Raw genomic sequence first — 20,837 nt, forward strand, 5'->3', positions numbered from 1 at the left:
GTAGTTGGGGCCTTGCCCCTGTGAGAGTAGGACGCTGCCGGGCAATGCGAAAGGCAACCTTATATAGGGGTTGCTTTTTTGTATTCCGCCACAATTAAGAAAATACAATTTAAAATTGGGTAGACATACACCGAATTAGGTATATATACATACACTAGGAACAGTAGGCAGCTAGACAATTCATAAAATTGTATACAAATTAAGTGTGCGGGGCACAATAGGGGTATGGAGGTGGGAGAAGTGGAACATCAGCCTATTGAAAAGCTTTATGGGGAAACATGTGTGGTATGCGAGAGAACGAAAAGTCGGGGAATACATCTATACACTTCTTTTATTTGTGCGGAGTGCGAAAGGGAAATGGTTTCCACTGAGACAAACGACCCCAAATATATATACTATTTAAAGCAGCTAAGAAAAGTTGCTGCACAGCGAATATTGTCGTAAAAGTCCGGATAGGGCTTTTATTTTTTGCCCGGAAATATACCAAACACTGCAATTCTGATAAAATGGATGAGACTTAACTTTATCAGGGAGAAAAAATGAATCAACTTAATGTTCCTTTATTGAATGCATTGACTGCGCATATAAGTACGAAACCGGTTTCTTTCCATGTCCCAGGCCATAAATACGGAACTGTCCTGGATGGAGAAGCCGCTGTCTATTTTTCAGAGATAATGAAGTTGGATGCGACTGAGTTGTCTGGGCTGGATGACCTCCATTCTCCGGAAGGAGCGATTCATGAAGCGGCACAACTATTAGCAGAACTATATGGAGTGGAAGAAAGCTTTTTTCTCGTTAATGGTTCCACCGTTGGAAACCTCGCTATGATAGCATCCGTCTGCGGGGAGGGGGATAAAATCCTTGTACAGCGGAATTGCCATAAATCAATAATAAATGGAATCCGTCTCGCAAAGGCTGAGCCCATTTTTATTGAGCCAGTATTTAACGGAGAATGGAAAGTGGCTTGCGGACTGGATGTTCCCGCCGTCCACAAAGCGCTTGCCTGCTATCCGGAATTAAAGGCAATTGTCCTTACTTACCCGAATTATTACGGAATCGCCGACCCAATTGGAGATATCATTTCAGCCGCCCATCTAAAGGGCATTCCGGTTCTTGTGGACGAGGCCCATGGCGCCCATTTTATAGCAGGGGCTCCATTCCCGCAGTCTGCAGTGGAATTAGGTGCGGATATAGTAGTCCAATCTGCTCACAAAACGCTTCCAGCGATGACTATGGGTTCATTCCTGCATTTTAATAGCAAGCTGGTGGAACTTACCCGTTTAAAGGATTATTTACAAATGCTTCAATCAAGTAGCCCATCCTACCCAATAATGGCTTCATTGGACTTGGCGCGAAACTTTCTTGGAACTATTAATAAAAGGGATTTGAAAAACCTTTTGGAACATATCAATCGATTCAGGGGTGAACTCGCGGACATACCGCAAATAAGAGTCTTGGAGAATGAAGGAAAAGCTGATCCGCTAAAGGTGGTCATTCAGGCAGCCTGCGGCCTCAATGGATATGAAATTCAAAAACTTCTGGAGCATCAAGGCATCTTTACAGAACTTGCCGACCCCCATAATATTTTGCTGATCCTGCCTCTTTTAAAAGAAGGGATGGATTATCCGTTTAAAAATGCAGCGAGGAAAATTGCGGAAGCCCTTGCCCATTATCCTGCTGTTTCGCCTACTCCTTTAGAATCCTCCAGTGGAGGATGTCTGTCAGGACTGGCCCTTTCTTTAAATGAAATGGATGGGCTGCCATGTGAAGTGATAGAGCTTACTAAAGCGGTTGGTTTAATTTCAGCGGAAACCATCATACCATACCCGCCCGGAATCCCGGTTATTTTAAAAGGGGAACGTATAACTAAGCGGATGGCCAGCCGGCTCGCAGAACTCAAAAAGTCCGGCTCGAGGTTCCAAGGAGGGCAACGGCTTACAGCCGGAGAAATTCTCATCTATAGAAAAGGCTAGTTTGTTGGAGGTCATGATGAAAAAAGGATTATTTATAACGACTGAAGGTCCAGAGGGTGCTGGAAAGACAACGGTTCTTGCGCACTTGGACGAGCATTTAAAAAATAGAGGCATTACTACTCTCATTACTCGAGAGCCGGGTGGAATTGACATTGCTGAGCAAATCAGAAGGGTCATCCTTGAGCCTGAGAATACAGCCATGGATCCACGTACCGAAGCGCTGCTATATGCCGCGGCAAGAAGGCAGCATCTCGTAGAAAAGGTTAAGCCTGGTATCGAGGAGGGCGCTGTTGTTCTTTGCGACCGCTTTGTGGATAGTTCACTAGCATATCAGGGGTATGCAAGAGGGCTCGGGATTGATGAAGTCTACAAAATAAATGAATTCGCAATTGAAACAATGATGCCTGACTTGACGATCTATTTTGATATCGCCCCGGAGGAAGGGCTTGCGAGGATTGAAAAGCATCAAGGGCGCGAAGTAAACCGGCTTGATCTCGAAGCGTTGGATTTCCACCGAAAAGTGAGAGAGGGCTACCTGATCTTGCTGGCTCGTTTTCCTGAACGGATTGTAAAAATTGATGCCTCCTTGCCGATGGAGGAAGTGTTTAAGGCCGCATTAGCAAAAATAGAAGCAATCCTCCCTTCCGAATAGGGAGGATTTGTTTGTTTACAGATAATTCCCAACTCCTTCATTCATGTGAGAAGCAGGAAATCCTGTTATAATAAAAGAAAGTATATGGTACCAAATCTTTATAAGAAGGAGGTTGTATGCAAATGAAATTAATTATTGCAGTGGTACAAGACCAGGATAGCAACAGGTTATCAAATGCACTCGTTGAGCATAATTTCAGAGCAACAAAGCTTGCTACAACGGGAGGCTTTCTTAAGTCGGGAAATACAACCTTTATGATTGGTACGGATGATACCAGAATCGACAAGGCTTTGGAGATTATCAGGGTTAACTGTAAGTCGAGGGACCAGCTCGTTGCCCCAGTATCACCTATGGGAGGAAATGCCGACTCGTACGTTCCATATCCAGTCGAGGTAGAAGTGGGCGGAGCTACGGTGTTTGTCCTTCCAATTGAGCAATTTTTGCAATTTTAGTCATCCGTTTTTAATCGGAAGGCCCTTTTTTAAAAAGCGCCTTCCTCCTTTCAATACCACGTAGCGATAAGCAGGTGAACCGATTGACGATGAATTGGGATGGGCTGGAGGAGATTCAGCCAGCTGCATTAAAGATGATAAAGAACAGCATTCAAAAGGGCCGGCTAGCACATGCCTATTTGCTTGAGGGAATGCGGGGGACCGGGAAAAAGGATGCGGCTAGGCTTTTGTCTAAGTCGCTCTTTTGTGAAAACCCGATAGAAGGGTACAAGCCGTGTGAAACCTGCCTGAACTGCAAACGCATCAACAGCGGCAACCATCCTGATGTTCACTGGGTCGAACCGGATGGCCTTTCAATTAAGAAGCAGCAAATCAGGGAATTGCAGGAAGAATTTTCAAAAAAAGGGATGGAGTCATCCCAAAAGATATATTTGATAATTGACGCTGAAAAGATGTCGACAAGCGCATCCAACTCACTGCTAAAGTTTCTTGAGGAGCCAGGGGCCCAGACAGTTGCGCTCCTACTTACGGAGAATCCTCAAAAAATGTTGCCGACGATTCTGTCGCGATGCCAAACCATTTCATTTCTCCCACTTCCTCCGGTTGTTTTCATAAGAAAACTTATTGAAAATGGGATTGATCCTGATTCTGCCCCACTGCTTGCCCAATTGACAAACAATTTACATGAGGCAATGGAACTAAATACTCAGGATTGGTTTGCACAAGCCCAAAAAATAGTGGTAAAATTATATGAAGTGCTTAAAAAAAATAAATTGGAGGCTATGGTCGCCCTCCAGGGGGAATGGTTTGCGCACTTTAAAGAAAAAGAACAGATTGACCGCGGCTTGGATCTTCTACTTCTCGTACTTAAGGACTTATTATATATACAGTTGGGTAAACAGGAGCAAATTGTTTTTAAAAAGGAATCTGTACGGCTTCAACAATTTGCCCTTCAAACCCGGATGCGAGGCTTGCCCGATCAGATGGCGGCGATTCTGGATGCCAAACGGAGGCTTCATGCCAATATGAATCCCCAGCTTCTGATGGAACAGCTCGTGTTAAAATTGCAGGAGGGATCAGCATTTGTATGATGTAGTCGGGGTCCGCTTTAAAAAAGCGGGCAAAATATATTACTTCGATCCCGGAGATCTGCCCATAGAAAAGGACAACTATGTTATAGTCGAAACCGTACGCGGAGTCGAGTTTGGCAAGGTTGTCATTTCCCGTAAACAAGTGGACGAGCATGACGTTGTCCTCCCTTTGAAAAAGGTTGTGCGGATTGCAGATCAAAAGGATAGAATCATTGTGGAGGAAAACAAGCTGGCTGCGAAAGAAGCCTATGATGTTTGCTGCGAGAAGGTAAACGGGCACCAGCTCGATATGAAGCTTGTCGATGTTGAATATACATTTGACAGAAACAAAGTTATTTTTTATTTCACTGCCGATGGCAGGGTTGATTTCAGGGAATTGGTAAAAGACCTGGCATCGATTTTTAGGACAAGGATAGAATTAAGGCAAATCGGGGTCAGGGATGAAGCAAAAATGCTTGGCGGTATCGGCCCTTGCGGCAGGATGCTGTGCTGTTCCACTTTCCTTGGCGATTTTGATCCGGTTTCGATTAAAATGGCGAAGGATCAGAACCTTTCCTTGAATCCGACTAAGATTTCAGGACTTTGCGGCCGGCTCATGTGTTGTCTGAAATATGAGAATGACGAATATGAAACGGCAAAGGATCTTCTTCCTGATCTTGGCGAGGTTATTTCAACGCCGCTTGGAAGAGGGAAGGTTGTTGGATTAAACATTTTGGAGAGAATTCTCCAAGTTGAAATAAAGGAACAGGAAAGGGTGCTTGAGTTTACCCTTGAAGAAATCCTTAAAGAAGGTGCTTTTTCTATACCATCCACAGACTGATGAGGTGGAATAAGTGGATAAGAAGGAAATTTTTGAATCGGTTGGCTCAATGGAAATCCAAATCGGCAATCTTTACCAGCAGCTGGGTGAATTAAAGCAACATCTCGCAGAAATACTGGAAGAGAATCATTCGCTTAAGCTTGAAAATGAGCTTCTGCGCCGGCGTCTCGATAAGTCATCGGCACAGGAAGAAAGTTCAGGCAAGAAAGGAAAGAAGGACGGGGCAGCCGAATCCAAGACCCTGGATATTGGTGAAGGGTACGACAATTTGGCGCGCCTTTACCAGGAAGGTTTCCATATATGCAATTTGCATTTCGGAAGCCTGCGAAAAGAAGGCGATTGCTTATTTTGCCTATCATTTTTGAATAAAAAATAAAGCCTTCCTTTTAGCGGGAAGGCCTTTTTGTGGACATGGGAGGATGACAATGACCAATTTAATAGGTGATGAGCGGCTGGATTATTTGCTTGCGGAAAATTTACGGATCATCCAAAGCCCGTCCGTATTCGCTTTTTCGCTTGATGCAGTCTTGCTGTCACGATTTGTGTATGTTCCGATTCAAAAAGGGAACTTAATTGATTTGTGCAGCGGCAACGGGGTTATCCCCCTATTCCTTAGCAAAAGGACTAAGGGGCGCATTACAGGCGTGGAAATCCAGGAAAGGCTGTATGACATGGCTGTCAGAAGTATCTGCTACAACGGCCTGGAAAGCCGCCTGGAGATGATTCATGGTGATTTGAAGGACATGCCCGCAAAGCTTGGTTATGGCAAATTTGACGTAGTCACTTGTAATCCTCCCTATTTTAAAACGCCGCCAACCTCGGAAATCAATGAGAATGAACATTATGCGTTTGCGAGGCATGAGCTATTATGTACCCTTGAAGATACAATCCGTGTCTCTAGTGCTCTTGCAAGGGCTGGGGGAAAGGTGGCTTTTGTGCATAGGCCGGAGCGTTTGAATGATATGATTGAGCTGATGAGAAAATATCGCTTAGAACCGAAGAGGATTAAGTTTGTTTATCCAAAGGAAGGCAGAGAAGCAAATACGATGCTTGTAGAGGCAACAAAGGATGGCCAGCCTGGCTTGAAAATCCTTCCACCGCTAATTGTTTATGACCAAACCAATGAATACACAACGGAAGTCAGAGAGATTTTATATGGAAGCAGCTGAACATTTTTTCTATGTACTGTTATGCCGTGATGGAAGCTTTTATGGAGGCTACACCAATGACCTTAGAAGAAGGGTCAGGCTCCATAATGAAGGAAAAGGGGCTAAATATACAAGGGGCCGCGGTCCGGTGGAACTTGTTTTTGCGCGGGCCTTTCCAAGCAAAGCTGAAGCCATGCAGGCGGAATATCGCTTTAAACAGCTTCCACGTGGAAAAAAGGAAGAATTTTTGGCCAGGGGAAGGGGTGATAGAAATGCAACAGCAGAAGAGTTTCGAGAATGAAGCGGAGAAGGGTATTCTTTACCTTGTGCCGACCCCGATTGGCAATTTGGAGGATATGAGCTTTCGGGCAATCCGAATTCTTAAGGAAGCCAACGTAATTGCAGCCGAGGATACACGGAATACAAAAAAGCTATGCAATTATTTTGAAATAGCAACCCCCGTAGTTAGCTACCATGAGCATAACAAGGAGGCAAGCGGGGATAAATTGCTAGAAAAGCTTAGGGAAGGGGCAAAAATCGCTTTGGTCAGCGATGCCGGAATGCCAGCCATTTCCGACCCTGGATACGACATAATTATTATGGCGATAAAGGAAGACATAGCGGTAGTTCCTCTTCCGGGAGCGAACGCGGCCTTGCCTTCCCTAATTGCTTCAGGCCTGCCCCCACAGCCATTTTATTTCTATGGTTTCCTCAATAGGCAGCGGAAGGAAAAGAAGCAGGAATTGGAACTATTAAAAAAACAGGCAGCAACCATTATCTTATATGAATCTCCCCACCGGTTAAAGGATTCACTAGGCCTGATATTAGATATTTTAGGGAATCGCAAAATTGTCCTTTGCAGGGAGCTTACAAAAAAATACGAGGAATTCATCCGTGGGACTGTTGAGGAAGCTATTGAGTGGTGCACCAATGGAGAAGTCAGGGGAGAATTCTGCCTGATTCTTCAGGGCGGCAATGGCGAGGATTCGGAAGAAATGCCATGGTGGGAGGACCTCACAATTGAGGAGCATGTCAGCCATTATATGTCCAAGGAAAAGCTTGCATCAAAGGAAGCGATTAAAAAGGCGGCAAAAGACCGGGGGATGAGCAAGCGGGATATATACCGGGAGTATCATATCGAGTAAGCTTAGGGTTTTTCAGCCAAGCAGCTTTACCAAAAAATAAAGGGCTTCTCCGTGAATGGAGAAGCCTTTAAAAGGATTATTTGCTGAATGCTGACTCGATTTCTTTCAATAGTTGTTCTGCACCTTCACGGCTAAGGATTAGCTTGCCATCTGCCAGTGTCACGTTGTCATCGGAAACCTCGCCTGTAACCTGGCAAGTCATGTTAGGCTTGTATTTTTTCAAGATGATACGCTCATCGTCTACATAGATTTCAAGAGCGTCTTTTTCTGCGATGCCAAGTGTACGCCTTAATTCGATAGGAATAACCACCCGGCCGAGTTCGTCAACTTTACGTACAATACCAGTAGATTTCATGTAATGCTTCTCCTCCCATTTTTAAAAAAAGATTCTCTAATAATACATCATTCGCCATTATTCGACAATTTTTTTAATAATTTTATAATACCAGCGATTCCCAAATTCGTCAATCAATTTCTCATTAAAAAAGTGTTAAAAAGTTTTTGTTTACCATGAAAACCCTACACCATCAATGTTTTCTTAACTCTTAGGCGAATATGTTAAGTAAATAGTAAACAATTTTATAATACTTTTTCAGTATAATAAAAAACACAGAAATGAAATTTTTTTTCGACAAATATTTTGTAGAACTTCGGCAACCAACTATACTATTCGACGTTCCTTTTTTTTTTATAGGGATAGGGGGCCAAAAGTTTTTTCGGTTCGGTTCTGAAAAGGCCTATTATATTGCAGAAATATTGGTTTTTCGGTATATTTTGTTGATAGAAGCTTATAGGAAAAGGCAATAATGACCTCAACGGCCTTAATTAGGCGATAGGTATATATAAGGAGGGATCTCGATGGAAAAGAGAGAAAAAACATTTTACCTGACAACCCCTATTTACTACCCGAGCGGAAACCTGCATATTGGGCATGCATATACAACGGTTGCCGGGGATGCGATGGCCAGATACAAGCGTCTGCGCGGTTACGATGTCATGTATTTGACTGGAACGGATGAGCACGGCCAAAAAATCCAGCGCAATGCCGAAGCAGCCGGAATGACTCCTCAACACTATGTAGATGGCATTGTTGAAGGAATACAGGAGCTTTGGAAAAAATTAGATATTTCTTATGATGATTTTATCAGAACAACGGAGGACAGGCATAAAAAATCGGTCGACAAGCTTTTTGCGCAGCTTGTCGAACAAGGAGATATTTACCTGGATGAATATGAAGGTTGGTACTGTACGCCATGCGAGTCCTTTTATACAGACAGGCAGCTCGTTGACGGGAATTGTCCTGACTGCGGGCGCCCAGTTGAAAAAGTGAAGGAAGAGTCCTATTTTTTCAAGATGAGCAAGTATGCGGACAGGCTGCTGCAATATTATGAGGACAACCCTGATTTCATCCAGCCTGAATCGAGAAAGAATGAAATGATCAACAATTTCATCAAACCAGGGCTTGAAGACCTTGCTGTTTCGAGAACTACGTTTGACTGGGGCATCAAGGTGCCTGGCAATCCAAAGCACGTCATTTATGTATGGATCGACGCCCTGTCCAATTATATTACCGCTTTAGGGTATGGAAGCAATGATGATTCGAAATATCAAAAATATTGGCCTGCTGACGTCCATCTGGTAGGGAAGGAAATTGTCCGCTTTCATACGATTTACTGGCCAATTATGCTGATGGCGTTGGGGCTGCCTCTTCCCAAGAAGGTTTTTGCCCACGGCTGGCTTTTGATGAAGGACGGAAAGATGTCCAAATCGAAAGGGAACGTTGTGAATCCGGTTACCTTGATTGACCGTTATGGCCTCGATGCCCTTAGGTATTATCTGCTGCGCGAAGTGCCATTTGGATCGGACGGCGTATTCACTCCGGAAGGATTTGTTGAACGAATTAATTTTGACCTGGCCAATGACTTGGGTAACCTCCTTAACCGGACAGTAGCCATGATTGACAAGTACTTTGGCGGCGAGATACCAGTTTATTCCGGATCGGTGACCGAGTTTGATGAGAGTCTTCTTGCTGCCAATAGGGAGACGGTCAGCAAGTATGAAGATGCAATGGAAAAGATGGAGTTTTCAGTGGCGCTTTCATCGGTATGGCAGCTTGTCAGCCGTTCGAATAAGTATATCGATGAAACACAGCCTTGGGCTATCGCCAAGGATGAGGAGCGAAAAGCCGAACTTGGGTCGGTCATGGCACATCTAGCGGAGTCCCTTCGCAGGATAGCAGTCCTTCTTCAGCCATTCCTGACACGCTCGCCTCAGCATATTTTTGAGCAGCTTGGCATTGATCAAGATTCGCTAAAAAAATGGGAGGGCCTCTCTGAATTCGGAATGATTCCTGCAGCAACAAAGGTAGTGAAAGGAAATCCTTTATTCCCTCGCCTTGAGATTGCTGAAGAAGTAGAATTCATTAAGGCTGAAATGCAGGGCCCGGCAGTATCAGCTGCTGAAAAGGAACCGAAGCAGGAAGAAAAGCAGGCGGAGCCTGAAACCGAAGAGATTTCTATTGACGATTTTATGAAAATTGATTTGAGGATCGCCGAGGTTCTCCATGCCGAGCCGGTAAAGAAGGCTGATAAGCTTTTGAAGCTGCAGCTTGACCTGGGCTATGAGAAACGACAGGTTGTTTCGGGGATTGCTGAGTACTACAAACCGGAAGAACTGATAGGCAGGAAGGTCATTTGCGTAACCAACCTCAAGCCTGTTAAATTGCGGGGAGAGCTCTCACAGGGGATGATTCTCGCGGGTAAAACTGAAGGAACCCTTTCGCTCGCTTCTGTTGACCAGAGCCTGCCTAATGGCACGAAAATTAAGTAATAGGTAACAAAGGGAGGGAATGCTCGCGTCTGAATTTTTCGACGATGCATTCCCTTTCCCATCCCAACGACGGGCTCCATTCAAACAGAGAAGGGAAGTGGCACAATGCTGATTGATACCCATGCACATTTGAATGCGGATCAATATGAAGATGATGTCGAGGAAGTAATGGCGCGTGCAAAGGAAAACGGGGTTGAAAAGATTGTTGTAGTTGGTTTTGACCGGCCAACGATAACTAAAGCAATCGACCTGGCGGAAGCAAACGAGTTCATTTATGCCTGTGTTGGCTGGCATCCGGTTGATGCCGTCGACATGACAGATGAGGACCTTGCTTGGATTGAAACGCTATCCGCCCATCCGAAGGTCGTGGCACTTGGTGAAATGGGCCTGGATTACCATTGGGACAAATCACCTAAGGATGTACAAAAAGAAGTGTTCAGGAAGCAGATCAGGCTGGCAAAAAAGGTAAAACTTCCGATTGTCATCCATAACAGGGATGCAACAGCCGATATAGTTGACATCCTGAAGGAAGAAGACGCTGCTGAGGTCGGGGGAATTATGCACTGCTTCAGTGGAAGTGTGGAAATTGCAAAGCAGTGTGTTGAAATGAATTTTTATATTTCATTGGGAGGACCCGTTACTTTCAAGAATGCGGTAAAGCCGAAGGAAGTGGCTTCAGAAATCCCACTGGACCGTCTGCTCGTCGAAACCGATTGCCCTTATCTTACACCGCATCCACATAGGGGAAAACGCAATGAGCCTAGCTATGTCAGGCTTGTTGCTGAGGAAATTGCCGCTCTAAAGGGAATCTCATTTGAAGAAGTGGCAAACGTTACTACTAAAAATGCAAAGCGATTGTTCGGCATAAGTTGATAGAGAAACCTGTCGAATAGCCAGAAAGTTTGTCCAATTTTTTAATAAAAACAAAAAGTTCTACACGCCTCCTTTTCTGCATAGGATGAACATGTCGATAAGTAATTCTTTGCATTTCCCAGTTGGATGTGCATAATTAGAACTACCTTCGGAAATGTACTAGGGTTGACAGTCGGCAATATGGTTCTATATAATCACTCCAAGAAAAGGAGGCGTTTTTCATCGGATCCATAAACATGAAAAGCCTGTTTCCAGCGTCTTTGAGTAGGAAGAAAGTGGCGATATATTTTGCCAGTTTCCTAGTTTTCATAGCTACCCTCGGGTTCCTTTTTTATGAAGGGACAAAAAGCACCGTCGCCTTGACCCTGAACGGCAAGGAAAAGGTGGTCGAGACCCGGGCAGGTACCGTGGAAGACCTATTCAAGGAATTGCAAATAACGGTCAACTCAAATGACTATTTGTTTCCTCCAGTCGGAACCAAGGTAGAAAACAATCTTGAAATCGTCTGGAAAAAAGCGAAGCAGGTTGAAATTGTCAAAGATAACGAGAAGAAAACGGTATGGACTACAGCCGATAAGGTTGGGGAGCTCCTTAACGAGCAAAAGATAGCGTTGATACCACAAGACTATATTTCAGTAAAACCGGAAGAGCAAATCAGAGACAAGATGAGCGTTGAGATTAAGAAGGCTCTCTATCTAAGCTTACTCGATGGCAGCAAGAAAGAACAAAAAGTGTGGTCCACTTCGGCTACGGTCGCTGACTTTTTAAATCAGCAAGGCATTATATTAAATAAATTTGATCGAGTTGAACCATCCTTACAGGATCAAGTAAAACAAAATGCCGTGATAAAGGTCATTCGAGTAGAAAAAGTCACCGATGTAGTGGAAGAACCAATTAAGTTTGCAGAGGTTACAAAGAAGGATTCAAAACTGTCAAAAGGCCAAAAGAAGGTTGTTACCGAAGGGAAAGAAGGGCTTCTCTCCAAGAAGTTTGAAGTGGTCCGGGAAAATGGCAAGGAAGTAACCCGGAAGTTGATCAGTGAAAAAACAGTCCGCGCCAAACAGGACAAAGTTGTTGCGGTAGGTACAAAGGTCCTTGTGGCCCAGGTTTCACGTGGCGCCGCTCCTGCAGGGGGCAAAGAACTTTATGTATCTGCGACAGCGTATACGGCGGGCTGCAACGGCTGTTCGGGCACGACTGCCACGGGAATCAATCTTCGCGCCAATCCGCACGTTAAGGTGATTGCCGTTGATCCGAGAGTCATTCCGCTTGGTTCCAAAGTGTATGTCGAAGGGTATGGGTATGCAATCGCGGCCGATAAAGGCTCTGCGATAAAGGGAAATAAAATCGATGTCTTTTTCCCTGCTCTATCTGATGCCTACCGCTGGGGAACGAGGAAAGTAAAGATAAAGATTTTGAATTAATATACATAAATGCAGGGGGCCAACCTCTGCATTTTGTTTTTGTCCGGAGTTTTCCTTATACTAAGAACGTAATTCCTTGTTACTTATATAGACGCAAAAGGTTACAATTTGGTTTCAACTATTTTTCAAAAAGATTAAGTTTTTATCTGCCCATGGAGGATGCAATGAAAATCAAAGAAATCATCGTGGTTGAAGGAAAAGATGATACCACTGCCCTAAAAAGGGCGGTTGACGCGGATACGATCGAGACAAATGGCTCGGCATTGACGGAGGAGACCATCACAAAAATTATGCTTGCCAAGGAAAAAAGGGGCGTAATCATTTTCACAGACCCTGATTATCCTGGGGAAAAAATTCGACATGAGATTTCCCGTAGGGTTCCAGGCTGCAAGCATGCCTTTTTGCCAAAAGAAGAGGCAAGGGAACGGCTTGGCCGCGGGCTTGGAGTCGAGCATGCCGATCCGGAGAACATCCGGAAAGCGTTGAAGGACGCGCAACTAATGATTGAAGAAGCAGCGGAGGAAATTACTCAGGAAGATTTAATGGTTGCCGGGCTGATTGGTGGACCAGACGCTAGCGGGAAAAGGGCGAGGCTTGGCAAAATCCTGAAAATCGGGTATACGAATGGAAAGCAGCTCCACAAACGGCTGAAAATGTTCCAAATCAGCAGCGGCCAATTCGCCGAAGCACTAAAAGCCATCCAGCAGGAGGACGAAAATAGTAATGGATAAAGATATTGCAACCCCGATAAGGACAAAGGCCATTCTCGATAAATATGGATTTTCTTTTAAGAAAAGCCTTGGACAGAATTTCCTGATTGATACGAATATTTTGAGGAAGATTGTTGATGCGGCAGGTATTACAAGGGAAACAGGGACAATTGAAATAGGCCCTGGCATTGGCGCGCTGACAGAGCAGCTTGCCAAGGCCAGCAAGAAGACTGTAGCCTTTGAAATTGACCAGCGTCTTCTTCCAATCCTAGAGGATACACTATCACCGTACCCGAATGTAAAAATCATTCACAGCGACTTTTTAAAGGCTGACGTACCCGCTGTGATTAAAGATGAATTCGGGAGTGGAATGGATTTGGTCGTAACGGCCAACTTGCCTTACTATGTCACGACCCCAATCATCATGAAAATCCTTGAGGAGGGGCTTCCTATAAGGGCGATAGTGGTCATGCTACAGAAGGAAGTCGCCGACCGGATGTCAGCCAGGCCAGGGTCAAAGGATTACGGATCACTATCGATTGCCGTCCAATACTATACAGAGGCGGAAACAGTTATGATTGTTCCGAAAACTGTATTTGTCCCCCAACCAAACGTCGACTCTGCCGTCATTCGCTTAAATGTCCGTAGTGAACCGGCCGTCGCGGTTTCCAATGAAGCATTTTTCTTTAAAGTAACAAGGGCGGCGTTCGCCCAGCGGAGGAAAACAATCCTGAATAACCTTATCAGCCAGCTCGAAGGGGGTAAGGAAAGGAAGGAAGCGATACTTGCTGCCCTGGAGAAAGCAAAAATCGAGCCGTCCAGGAGAGGGGAAACCCTTTCACTCGAGGAGTTCGGGAGCCTGAGCGAAGCGCTGCTGCACAATTTCAGCTGATTTTTTTGGCCAGTGCCGATAAGTGTGTTAGTCACCTGTTTATTTGCACCCGCATAGCCTATGGAAGAAACCTATTGGGGTGAATTCTGTGGCTATAAAGAAAATGGACATCGTCGGAAGGCGATCGTATAACTGTGACATCCTTTTCAGGGTAATTGAAATTATAGAACGGGATGGACGGCAAATAGCTCATCTTTATGGGGAATATATCCGGCTGGCGGCAGATGCCCCAATTGATGATTTGGTGGTAATGGGCCAGGCGGAGAGGTTAAAGCTGACAAATGAATACCGTTCAAGGGAGGAGCAATCACTTGAGCTTTTCCGCCAGGATGTTACTTTACTCAAGCAAAGACAGGAATACCAGGTAACCGGGGGATATGCAAAGCCCGCTAATTATTTTCAAATTCCCGGTAAGGTCCTTCACATGGATGGGGATCAAACCTATTTGAAAAAATGCCTGGCTCTTTATGAGAAAATTGGCATACCGGTTTACGGAATCCATTGCAATGAAAAGGATATGCCCGAAAGGATTGGCGGGTTCCTCGACTATTATAGGCCAGACATCCTTGTTGTTACCGGACATGATGCCTATTCAAAATCCAAAGGGAAAATGAGCGATATTAATGCCTACCGCCATTCAAAGCATTTTGTGCAGACAGTCAGGGAAGCGAGGAAGAAGGTACCTCACCTTGACCAGCTAGTCATTTTTGCGGGGGCATGCCAGTCGCATTTCGAATCATTGATATCAGCTGGTGCTAATTTTGCTAGCTCACCATCCAGGATCAATATCCATGCCCTTGACCCGGTATATATAGTGGCCAAAATCAGCTTTACGCCGTTCATGGAGCGCATCCATGTATGGGATGTATTAAGGAACACGCTTACTGGAGAAAAAGGCCTTGGAGGAATTGAAACAAAGGGCGTTCTCCGGACCGGAATGCCTTATCGGCCTGAATATGCGGAAGAGGGGGAATAAGCCTTAAAGATGAAGGCTTATTTTTCTTTTGGCCAGAAAATTGCCCTTACATAAAAAGCTGTATATAGGTAAAACTAACGATTGTTGAAATTTATAAGAAAAAGAAGAACAAAAAATATTGACAATCTTTTTCAGTGACTGATATAATTTATGTTTTTTCTTTGACAAAAATATGTCAGTGTGTTATACTTTACACAGTGAGGTGGACCGAATGCCAAAAACACTTGCCGATATCAAAAAGGCTCTGGATTCAAATTTGGGTAAAAGGCTCCTGCTTAAAGCCAATGGTGGGCGCAGGAAGACGATTGAACGGTCAGGCATCCTGGCAGAGACATACCCATCAGTTTTTGTTATTGAACTAGATCAAGACGAAAATGCATTTGAACGTGTTTCTTACAGCTATGCAGATGTACTGACAGAAACAGTCGAAATCACCTTCTATGAAGAAACAGCAGGACAGGCAGCACTAAGCTAGATATAATAATGCAGGGCAGCGGCTATCTAAGCCGCTGTTTTTGCGTTTTTAAAAGCCATTGCGCTTTTCTTGTCTAGCTACACAAGGGACGCTTCGGCAGCATAGCATCGCACGAAGGAAAAGTGTTCTTCTTTTCCGAGGAGCGCCCAGCGCCTAGTGTACTTCGGTCCCCTCGCTACGATAAGTCAACATCGATTCGCTTACGCTTATCGTGTTTCCTTTACTGTGGGAGGGTGCTCCTGCGCCACAGTAAATTCGGAGAAGCTGTCTTCAGCTCGTCGCAAAGCTGCATGGAAGTACCTCAGGCAGCTGCTTCCCTCCAGTCCATACGGCGCTAAACGGGCGCTTTTGCTTTTCTGACAGGATTAGGCATTATGAAACAGCTGCATAGCCAGCATACTAAGAATGCCGCTGCTGATGGAAGGGGTTGTTTAGATGGCGAGAAGACGAGGAGTAATGTCGGACCGTTTTAAAGAAGAACTGGCTAAGGACCTTGGTTTCTATGATGTGGTTGAAAAGGAAGGTTGGGGTGGCATTAGGGCCCGGGATGCAGGTAATATGGTCAAGCGTGCAATCGAGCTAGCTGAACAGCAGCTTCTCGAGAACAGTAGAGGATGAGCGAACCGCGGCTTCGGAAGCTGGGGAATTTGTTTGTGGCCGGAAGGCTCGCTTATAAAAAGCTAGGCTGTCTCGCTCCTGACCCGGATAGCCCTGGAATCCTGCAGAAAAAGGAAGATCATCTGGAAGAACCGGGAACAATCTGGTATTCAAAAACGGCTAGCGTGAAACCTGACCGGCAAGCCATTCGATTAAAATAACACATGCAGCGCGGCTGGCCGGGATTTTTCTCGGCCTATTGACATTTTTCCGTGGCAGTTCAGGAAACAGGGGTCTTATCGCAGTGTTTTTGTGGTAAAATAGGACAAAAACAATGGGAATTGTCCAGCTGCGGGCATATGTATGTTTAATGCATATTGGCCGCACGAAGTATTCGGGAAGCGCCGAATCTGTCGTAAAGCTGGAACATATAAAAGTAGGTGGACCTCAGTGAAGCTTTTAGTCAAAGCCCCAGCAAAGATCAACCTGTCGCTTGATGTACTGCACAAACGGCCGGATGGCTACCATGAAGTAGAAATGATCATGACAACCATCGACCTTGCCGACCGTCTCGAACTGTCGCATTCGGAAGATGGGCAAATAAAAATTCTATCCCAAAGCAGGTTCGTCCCGGATGATGAGCGCAATCTCGCCTATCAGGCAGCCCAGCTTTTAAAGGATCGTTTTCAAGTGAAAGATGGGGTTACAATCTCGATTGAAAAGGTAATCCCAGTAGCGGCCGGTCTTGCCGGAGGCAGCAGTGATGCCGCAGCAGCCCTAAGAGGGTTGAATAAATTATGGGGTCTTGGATTATCCCTCGATGAACTTGCCGTTCTTGGGGCGGAAATTGGGTCTGATGTATCTTTTTGTGTTTACGGGGGAACCGCCCTTGCGACCGGACGGGGAGAACGAATTAAGGAGCTCTCCGCTCCTCCAACATGCTGGGTCATCCTCGCTAAGCCTTATATTGGGGTTTCTACGGCTGATGTCTACAAACGGCTCGATGTTTCAGGCGTAGTCCACCCAAACACAAAAGCGATGATCCAGGCAATCGAGAACAAGGATTTTGAGGCAGTTTGCGGAAATGTCGGCAATGTGCTAGAAGAAGTTACATTGAAGCTTTACCCAGATGTAGCCCATATCAAGGACCAAATGAAGCGGTTTGGAGCGGATGCCGTATTGATGAGCGGAAGTGGGCCTACGGTGTTTGGCCTTGTCAGGCATGATTCGCGGCTGAACAGGATTTACAATGGTTTGCGGGGGTTTTGCGGGCAGGTTTTTGCGGTTAGGATGCTTGGCGAGCGCCACCTTGAATAAATCCGTACATTTATGTTACATTAAACTAAAATATTCGGTATTTTGGAGGTTTTCATGAAATTTCGCCGCAGTGAACGCTTAATTGACATGACCCATTATTTGCTTGAACGGCCCCGCGAACTAGTACCGCTTACTTTTTTTGCGGAACGGTATTCCTCAGCTAAATCATCGATTAGTGAGGACCTGGCAATAATTAAAGAAACTCTTGAAAAGCGAGGGGTCGGAACCCTACAAACCATCCCCGGGGCAGCCGGAGGGGTAAAATTCCTAGTGAAGCTGGGCGACGGCCATGCGAAGCACTTTATTGAAAAGCTCTGTGATTTAATTGCAAGGCCAGACCGCCTTTTGCCGGGCGGATATTTGTATTTAGCCGACATTCTCGGAAACCCGTCGATTGTCCAGACTGCGGGTAAAATTATCGCATCAGCCTATGTATCTTCGAAAATAGATGTCGTCATGACTGTGGCAACAAAAGGCATTCCGCTCGCTTACGCAGTTGCCACTCAGCTGAACGTCCCAGTTGTGATTGTTAGGCGGGACAGCAAAGTAACAGAGGGGCCGACGGTCAGCATCAACTATGTATCGGGATCGGCCAAGCGAATCCAGACAATGCTTCTCTCGAAGCGAAGTTTGGCTGAAGGGTCAAGGGTCCTAATTGTTGATGATTTTATGAAGGCGGGAGGAACGGTAGTCGGAATGATCAGCCTTCTTGAGGAATTCAATGCTTCGGTTGCCGGAATCGCGGTTCTGGTTGAAGCAGAAAAAATTGAGGAGAGGTTAGTTGATGAATATATTTCGCTTGTCCAGCTGGCCGATGTGGATGTCAGGGAAAAGCGGATCAAGGTAATGGAAGGAAATTATTTTAAGAGGAATGGGATGGAGGACTAAAGATGAAAAGTGTTCAGACAAAAAACGCGCCCGCGGCAATCGGGCCATATTCCCAAGGTATCATCGTCAATAATATGTTTTACAGTTCCGGACAAATAGCCCTTACAACGGAAGGGACAATGGCCGAAGGGGATATCGTCATCCAAGCACGGCAGGTTTTTAAAAATTTGGAATCAGTTCTTGCTGCGGCCGGCGCTTCATTTGAAACAGTCGTAAAAACGACGGTATTTGTAAAAGACATGGATGACTTTGCCGCATTGAACGAAGTATACGCGGAATATTTCACTGTACATAAACCTGCGAGGTCTACTGTAGAGGTAGCAAGGCTGCCTAAGGACGCATTGGTTGAAATTGAAGTAATTGCGTTAGTGAAATAATCAAAAAAGACTATTTTTGAGCCATATTGTTCCATTTTTATTAAAAGTTCACTAATTTGCCCTAATTTTTCAAAAAAATCTCAAAATAAAGAAGGATATCGAAAGTTTCTGCCGAATATGGTAGTAGGATTTCATTTTTTAAGGGAAAAGGGTGTGAACAAATGGAAGTGACAGACGTAAGATTGCGCCGGGTAAATACAGAAGGACGAATGAGAGCGATTGCATCCATAACGCTAGACAATGAATTTGTCGTCCACGATATCCGTGTGATCGATGGCAACAATGGCTTGTTCGTGGCAATGCCAAGCAAGCGGACTCCGGACGGAGAATTCCGCGATATAGCCCATCCGATCAATTCCGGTACCCGCGGGAAGATTCAGGAAGCAGTTCTGGCCGAGTACCACCGTCTTGGAGAATTAGAAGTAGAATTTGAAGAAGCCGGAGCTTCCTAAGAATACCGCAACGAGGGCCTACTTCGAAAGTCAGGCTCTTTTTTCATTTTATCAAACCCCAATCTTTTCCCTCGGGTTCCACATATGTGTCAATTTTATACATTCCTCCTGTATCCTTGAAATGGGCGCCCATTTACGTTAATATTTTAAATTGGATAAAGTGTAGCTGCCGGCAGAAGTTTCTTCATGTTGCTTTTGTGAATCGGGGCGAAGCAATGCCTTGGAAATAGTGCACTGGCGCTGCCGTTCGCAATGCAATTAGGAGCCGACCGCTCTTGCGGAGGCTATAGTCGGAATGCTGCCGGATACGTGCTTAGAAGACAGATTTTAATTCTGTTACATATAAAAGGATTTTGGAGGAGGCATAGCCATGTCGAACCGTTTTGCTGTCATCCTGGCTGCTGGCCAGGGGACGCGCATGAAATCGAAACTTTACAAAGTGCTTCATCCTGTTTGTGGCAAGCCGATGGTGGAGCATGTAGTTGATCAAATATCACAAATTTCTATTGAGGAAATTGTGGCGGTTGTCGGCCACGGAGCTGAACTGGTTAAGGAGAAACTTGGCGGAAAATGCCATTATGCCCTGCAGGATCAGCAGCTAGGGACTGCCCATGCAGTCATGCAGGCAGCCTCCCAGTTGGAGGGCAGGGAAGGTACTACCATCGTTGTATGCGGAGATACGCCCCTTATTCGCGCCGAAACAATGGAGGCGCTGTTCCGCCATCATACCGAACAATCGGCCAAGGCAACCATCTTGACCGCCAAAATGGATAATCCTTCTGGATATGGACGTGTTGTCCGCAATACAGGTGGCCATGTCGAAAAAATTGTGGAACACAAAGATGCCAGCGAACAAGAACGTACGATTACCGAAATTAATACAGGGACCTACTGCTTTGATAATAAAGCTCTGTTTGCTGCTCTTCAACGTGTATCCAATGAGAACTCCCAAGGAGAATACTACTTACCCGATGTGATCGAAATCCTTAAGGGTCAGGGAGAGGTAGTCACGGCATTCCTAGCGGATGATCCGGATGAAACGCTTGGGGTGAACGACCGTGTTGCCCTTTCGGAAGCAGAACGGATTATGAGGAAGCGCATTAATGAAAACCACATGAAGAACGGCGTAACAATCCTTGATCCTGCGAACACATATATTGGTACTGATGCTGTTATTGGCCAGGATACAGTAATTTATCCGGGAACCATAATCAGTGGCAGAACTGTCATCGGTGAAGAATGCAAAATTGGTCCGAATTCAGAAATTGATTCTTGTGAAATTGGGAACAAAACGGTTATTCGGCAATCCGCTGCCTTTAAAAGCTTGGTTGGCTCCAATGTCAATATTGGTCCATTTGCCCACATCCGTCCTGATTCGGCTCTAGGAAACGATGTAAAAATTGGAAATTTCGTAGAAATTAAGAAAGCCGTACTTGGGGATTCAAGCAAGGCATCTCACTTAAGCTACATCGGTGACGCGGAGGTAGGCCGGGATGTCAATATCGGCTGTGGCTCCATTACCGTCAACTATGATGGCAAAAACAAGTTTTTGACAACAATTGAGGATGGGGTTTTTATCGGCTGCAATTCGAACCTGGTTGCCCCGGTGACAATCGGAAAAGGTGCCTATGTCGCTGCGGGCTCCACCATTACAGAAAATGTGCCTCCTGATGCATTATCACTTGCAAGGGCGCGGCAGGTAAACAAAGAAAACTACGTTCAAAAACTTAACATAAGGAAATAACC

Annotated in this window: 25 protein-coding genes; 24 read left to right on the forward strand and 1 reads right to left on the reverse strand. The window is 45.3% G+C overall.

Going from position 1 to position 20,837, the window contains the following annotated elements; genetic code table 11:
• The first annotated feature begins 225 nt into the window (after nt 1-225).
• From AR337_RS21820 to rsmI, 10 genes are all read left to right on the forward strand, one after another.
• Nucleotides 226-444, forward strand: a complete 219-nt coding sequence (locus AR337_RS21820) for a sigma factor G inhibitor Gin (RefSeq protein WP_059174171.1) — start codon at nt 226-228, stop codon at nt 442-444.
• Nucleotides 445-539: 95 nt separating this feature from the next.
• Nucleotides 540-1,973 (forward strand): aminotransferase class I/II-fold pyridoxal phosphate-dependent enzyme, encoded by a 1,434-nt coding sequence (locus AR337_RS21825; protein ID WP_059174172.1) that lies wholly within the window; start codon nt 540-542, stop codon nt 1,971-1,973.
• A 16-nt stretch (nt 1,974-1,989) separates the two neighbouring features.
• Nucleotides 1,990-2,625, forward strand: a complete 636-nt coding sequence (gene tmk, locus AR337_RS21830) for a dTMP kinase (RefSeq protein ID WP_059174173.1) — start codon at nt 1,990-1,992, stop codon at nt 2,623-2,625.
• Between the two features lie 122 nt (nt 2,626-2,747).
• The gene (locus tag AR337_RS21835; protein WP_059174227.1) at nt 2,748-3,077 is read left to right on the forward strand and encodes a cyclic-di-AMP receptor; all 330 of its coding nucleotides are present in this window, start codon (nt 2,748-2,750) and stop codon (nt 3,075-3,077) included.
• An 89-nt stretch (nt 3,078-3,166) separates the two neighbouring features.
• The gene (holB, locus tag AR337_RS21840) at nt 3,167-4,168 is read left to right on the forward strand and encodes a DNA polymerase III subunit delta' (RefSeq protein ID WP_059174174.1); all 1,002 of its coding nucleotides are present in this window, start codon (nt 3,167-3,169) and stop codon (nt 4,166-4,168) included.
• The gene (locus AR337_RS21845; protein WP_059174175.1) at nt 4,161-4,988 is read left to right on the forward strand and encodes a stage 0 sporulation family protein; all 828 of its coding nucleotides are present in this window, start codon (nt 4,161-4,163) and stop codon (nt 4,986-4,988) included. Before holB ends, AR337_RS21845 begins: the two co-directional genes overlap by 8 nt.
• Nucleotides 4,989-5,001: 13 nt before the next feature.
• Complete coding sequence (gene yabA, locus AR337_RS21850) at nt 5,002-5,364, forward strand: DNA replication initiation control protein YabA (protein WP_059174176.1); 363 nt, start codon at nt 5,002-5,004, stop codon at nt 5,362-5,364.
• 49 nt (nt 5,365-5,413) lie between these two features.
• Entirely contained in the window at nt 5,414-6,157 is a 744-nt protein-coding gene (locus tag AR337_RS21855) for a tRNA1(Val) (adenine(37)-N6)-methyltransferase (protein WP_059174177.1), read from the forward strand.
• The gene (locus tag AR337_RS21860) at nt 6,144-6,437 is read left to right on the forward strand and encodes a GIY-YIG nuclease family protein (protein ID WP_059174178.1); all 294 of its coding nucleotides are present in this window, start codon (nt 6,144-6,146) and stop codon (nt 6,435-6,437) included. Before AR337_RS21855 ends, AR337_RS21860 begins: the two co-directional genes overlap by 14 nt.
• Nucleotides 6,409-7,281 carry a 16S rRNA (cytidine(1402)-2'-O)-methyltransferase gene (gene rsmI / locus AR337_RS21865; protein ID WP_059174179.1) on the forward strand — a complete coding sequence of 291 codons (873 nt, stop codon included), beginning with the start codon at nt 6,409-6,411 and terminating at the stop codon, nt 7,279-7,281. The genes AR337_RS21860 and rsmI overlap by 29 nt, the downstream gene beginning before the upstream one ends.
• 76 nt (nt 7,282-7,357) lie before the next feature.
• Here the strand turns inward: rsmI and AR337_RS21870 are convergent, their stop codons facing one another.
• Nucleotides 7,358-7,636: an AbrB/MazE/SpoVT family DNA-binding domain-containing protein gene (locus AR337_RS21870; protein WP_059174180.1), complete on the reverse strand. Its 279-nt coding sequence runs from the start codon at nt 7,634-7,636 to the stop codon at nt 7,358-7,360.
• Nucleotides 7,637-8,139: 503 nt separating this feature from the next.
• Between AR337_RS21870 and metG the strand changes: the two genes are divergently transcribed.
• The 14 genes from metG (at nt 8,140) to glmU (ending at nt 20,835) form a co-directional block, all read left to right on the forward strand.
• On the forward strand, nt 8,140-10,110 hold the full coding sequence (metG, locus tag AR337_RS21880) for a methionine--tRNA ligase (RefSeq protein ID WP_059174182.1): 1,971 nt from the start codon (nt 8,140-8,142) through the stop codon (nt 10,108-10,110).
• Between the two features lie 105 nt (nt 10,111-10,215).
• Nucleotides 10,216-10,983, forward strand: a complete 768-nt coding sequence (locus AR337_RS21885) for a TatD family hydrolase (RefSeq protein WP_059174183.1) — start codon at nt 10,216-10,218, stop codon at nt 10,981-10,983.
• Between the two features lie 236 nt (nt 10,984-11,219).
• Nucleotides 11,220-12,407, forward strand: a complete 1,188-nt coding sequence (locus AR337_RS21890; RefSeq protein ID WP_059174184.1) for a G5 and 3D domain-containing protein — start codon at nt 11,220-11,222, stop codon at nt 12,405-12,407.
• Nucleotides 12,408-12,571: 164 nt separating this feature from the next.
• Nucleotides 12,572-13,138: a ribonuclease M5 gene (rnmV, locus tag AR337_RS21895; RefSeq protein WP_059174185.1), complete on the forward strand. Its 567-nt coding sequence runs from the start codon at nt 12,572-12,574 to the stop codon at nt 13,136-13,138.
• Nucleotides 13,131-14,009 carry a 16S rRNA (adenine(1518)-N(6)/adenine(1519)-N(6))-dimethyltransferase RsmA gene (gene rsmA, locus AR337_RS21900; protein ID WP_059174186.1) on the forward strand — a complete coding sequence of 293 codons (879 nt, stop codon included), beginning with the start codon at nt 13,131-13,133 and terminating at the stop codon, nt 14,007-14,009. The genes rnmV and rsmA overlap by 8 nt, the downstream gene beginning before the upstream one ends.
• Before the next feature lie 88 nt (nt 14,010-14,097).
• A complete protein-coding gene (gene yabG, locus AR337_RS21905) occupies nt 14,098-14,985 on the forward strand; it encodes a sporulation peptidase YabG (RefSeq protein ID WP_059174187.1) in 888 nt (295 codons plus the stop codon).
• A gap of 211 nt (nt 14,986-15,196) precedes the next feature.
• Complete coding sequence (veg, locus tag AR337_RS21910; protein ID WP_059174188.1) at nt 15,197-15,460, forward strand: biofilm formation stimulator Veg; 264 nt, start codon at nt 15,197-15,199, stop codon at nt 15,458-15,460.
• A gap of 435 nt (nt 15,461-15,895) precedes the next feature.
• Nucleotides 15,896-16,078 (forward strand): small, acid-soluble spore protein, alpha/beta type, encoded by a 183-nt coding sequence (locus tag AR337_RS21915; protein ID WP_059174189.1) that lies wholly within the window; start codon nt 15,896-15,898, stop codon nt 16,076-16,078.
• Nucleotides 16,075-16,278 (forward strand): hypothetical protein, encoded by a 204-nt coding sequence (locus AR337_RS21920; protein WP_059174190.1) that lies wholly within the window; start codon nt 16,075-16,077, stop codon nt 16,276-16,278. Before AR337_RS21915 ends, AR337_RS21920 begins: the two co-directional genes overlap by 4 nt.
• A 229-nt stretch (nt 16,279-16,507) precedes the next feature.
• Entirely contained in the window at nt 16,508-17,374 is an 867-nt protein-coding gene (ispE, locus tag AR337_RS21925) for a 4-(cytidine 5'-diphospho)-2-C-methyl-D-erythritol kinase (protein WP_059174191.1), read from the forward strand.
• A gap of 54 nt (nt 17,375-17,428) precedes the next feature.
• On the forward strand, nt 17,429-18,262 hold the full coding sequence (gene purR, locus AR337_RS21930) for a pur operon repressor (protein WP_059174192.1): 834 nt from the start codon (nt 17,429-17,431) through the stop codon (nt 18,260-18,262).
• 2 nt (nt 18,263-18,264) lie between these two features.
• A complete protein-coding gene (locus AR337_RS21935; RefSeq protein WP_059174193.1) occupies nt 18,265-18,639 on the forward strand; it encodes a RidA family protein in 375 nt (124 codons plus the stop codon).
• A 161-nt stretch (nt 18,640-18,800) separates the two neighbouring features.
• Nucleotides 18,801-19,091 (forward strand): septation regulator SpoVG, encoded by a 291-nt coding sequence (gene spoVG / locus AR337_RS21940; RefSeq protein ID WP_042453823.1) that lies wholly within the window; start codon nt 18,801-18,803, stop codon nt 19,089-19,091.
• Nucleotides 19,092-19,461: 370 nt separating this feature from the next.
• Nucleotides 19,462-20,835, forward strand: a complete 1,374-nt coding sequence (glmU, locus tag AR337_RS21945) for a bifunctional UDP-N-acetylglucosamine diphosphorylase/glucosamine-1-phosphate N-acetyltransferase GlmU (RefSeq protein ID WP_059174194.1) — start codon at nt 19,462-19,464, stop codon at nt 20,833-20,835.
• Nucleotides 20,836-20,837 lie beyond the last annotated feature (2 nt).

It is taken from the genome of Bacillus sp. FJAT-27445 (genome assembly GCF_001510665.1).
Lineage (GTDB): Bacteria > Bacillota > Bacilli > Bacillales > Cytobacillaceae > Bacillus_D.

Excerpts from the sequence above, each read along its gene's own strand:
- AR337_RS21820 (WP_059174171.1), top strand. The coding sequence starts at position 226 with ATGGAGGTGGGAGAAGTGGAACATCAGCCTATTGAAAAGCTTTATGGG.
- AR337_RS21825 (WP_059174172.1), top strand. The coding sequence starts at position 540 with ATGAATCAACTTAATGTTCCTTTATTGAATGCATTGACTGCGCATATA.
- tmk (WP_059174173.1), top strand. The coding sequence starts at position 1,990 with ATGAAAAAAGGATTATTTATAACGACTGAAGGTCCAGAGGGTGCTGGA.
- AR337_RS21835 (WP_059174227.1), top strand. The coding sequence starts at position 2,748 with ATGAAATTAATTATTGCAGTGGTACAAGACCAGGATAGCAACAGGTTA.
- holB (WP_059174174.1), top strand. The coding sequence starts at position 3,167 with ATGAATTGGGATGGGCTGGAGGAGATTCAGCCAGCTGCATTAAAGATG.
- AR337_RS21855 (WP_059174177.1), top strand. The coding sequence starts at position 5,414 with ATGACCAATTTAATAGGTGATGAGCGGCTGGATTATTTGCTTGCGGAA.
- AR337_RS21860 (WP_059174178.1), top strand. The coding sequence starts at position 6,144 with ATGGAAGCAGCTGAACATTTTTTCTATGTACTGTTATGCCGTGATGGA.
- rsmI (WP_059174179.1), top strand. The coding sequence starts at position 6,409 with ATGCAACAGCAGAAGAGTTTCGAGAATGAAGCGGAGAAGGGTATTCTT.
- AR337_RS21870 (WP_059174180.1), bottom strand. The coding sequence starts at position 7,636 with ATGAAATCTACTGGTATTGTACGTAAAGTTGACGAACTCGGCCGGGTG.
- metG (WP_059174182.1), top strand. The coding sequence starts at position 8,140 with ATGGAAAAGAGAGAAAAAACATTTTACCTGACAACCCCTATTTACTAC.
- AR337_RS21885 (WP_059174183.1), top strand. The coding sequence starts at position 10,216 with ATGCTGATTGATACCCATGCACATTTGAATGCGGATCAATATGAAGAT.
- AR337_RS21890 (WP_059174184.1), top strand. The coding sequence starts at position 11,220 with ATGAAAAGCCTGTTTCCAGCGTCTTTGAGTAGGAAGAAAGTGGCGATA.
- rnmV (WP_059174185.1), top strand. The coding sequence starts at position 12,572 with ATGAAAATCAAAGAAATCATCGTGGTTGAAGGAAAAGATGATACCACT.
- rsmA (WP_059174186.1), top strand. The coding sequence starts at position 13,131 with ATGGATAAAGATATTGCAACCCCGATAAGGACAAAGGCCATTCTCGAT.
- veg (WP_059174188.1), top strand. The coding sequence starts at position 15,197 with ATGCCAAAAACACTTGCCGATATCAAAAAGGCTCTGGATTCAAATTTG.
- AR337_RS21915 (WP_059174189.1), top strand. The coding sequence starts at position 15,896 with ATGGCGAGAAGACGAGGAGTAATGTCGGACCGTTTTAAAGAAGAACTG.
- AR337_RS21920 (WP_059174190.1), top strand. The coding sequence starts at position 16,075 with ATGAGCGAACCGCGGCTTCGGAAGCTGGGGAATTTGTTTGTGGCCGGA.
- purR (WP_059174192.1), top strand. The coding sequence starts at position 17,429 with ATGAAATTTCGCCGCAGTGAACGCTTAATTGACATGACCCATTATTTG.
- AR337_RS21935 (WP_059174193.1), top strand. The coding sequence starts at position 18,265 with ATGAAAAGTGTTCAGACAAAAAACGCGCCCGCGGCAATCGGGCCATAT.
- spoVG (WP_042453823.1), top strand. The coding sequence starts at position 18,801 with ATGGAAGTGACAGACGTAAGATTGCGCCGGGTAAATACAGAAGGACGA.
- glmU (WP_059174194.1), top strand. The coding sequence starts at position 19,462 with ATGTCGAACCGTTTTGCTGTCATCCTGGCTGCTGGCCAGGGGACGCGC.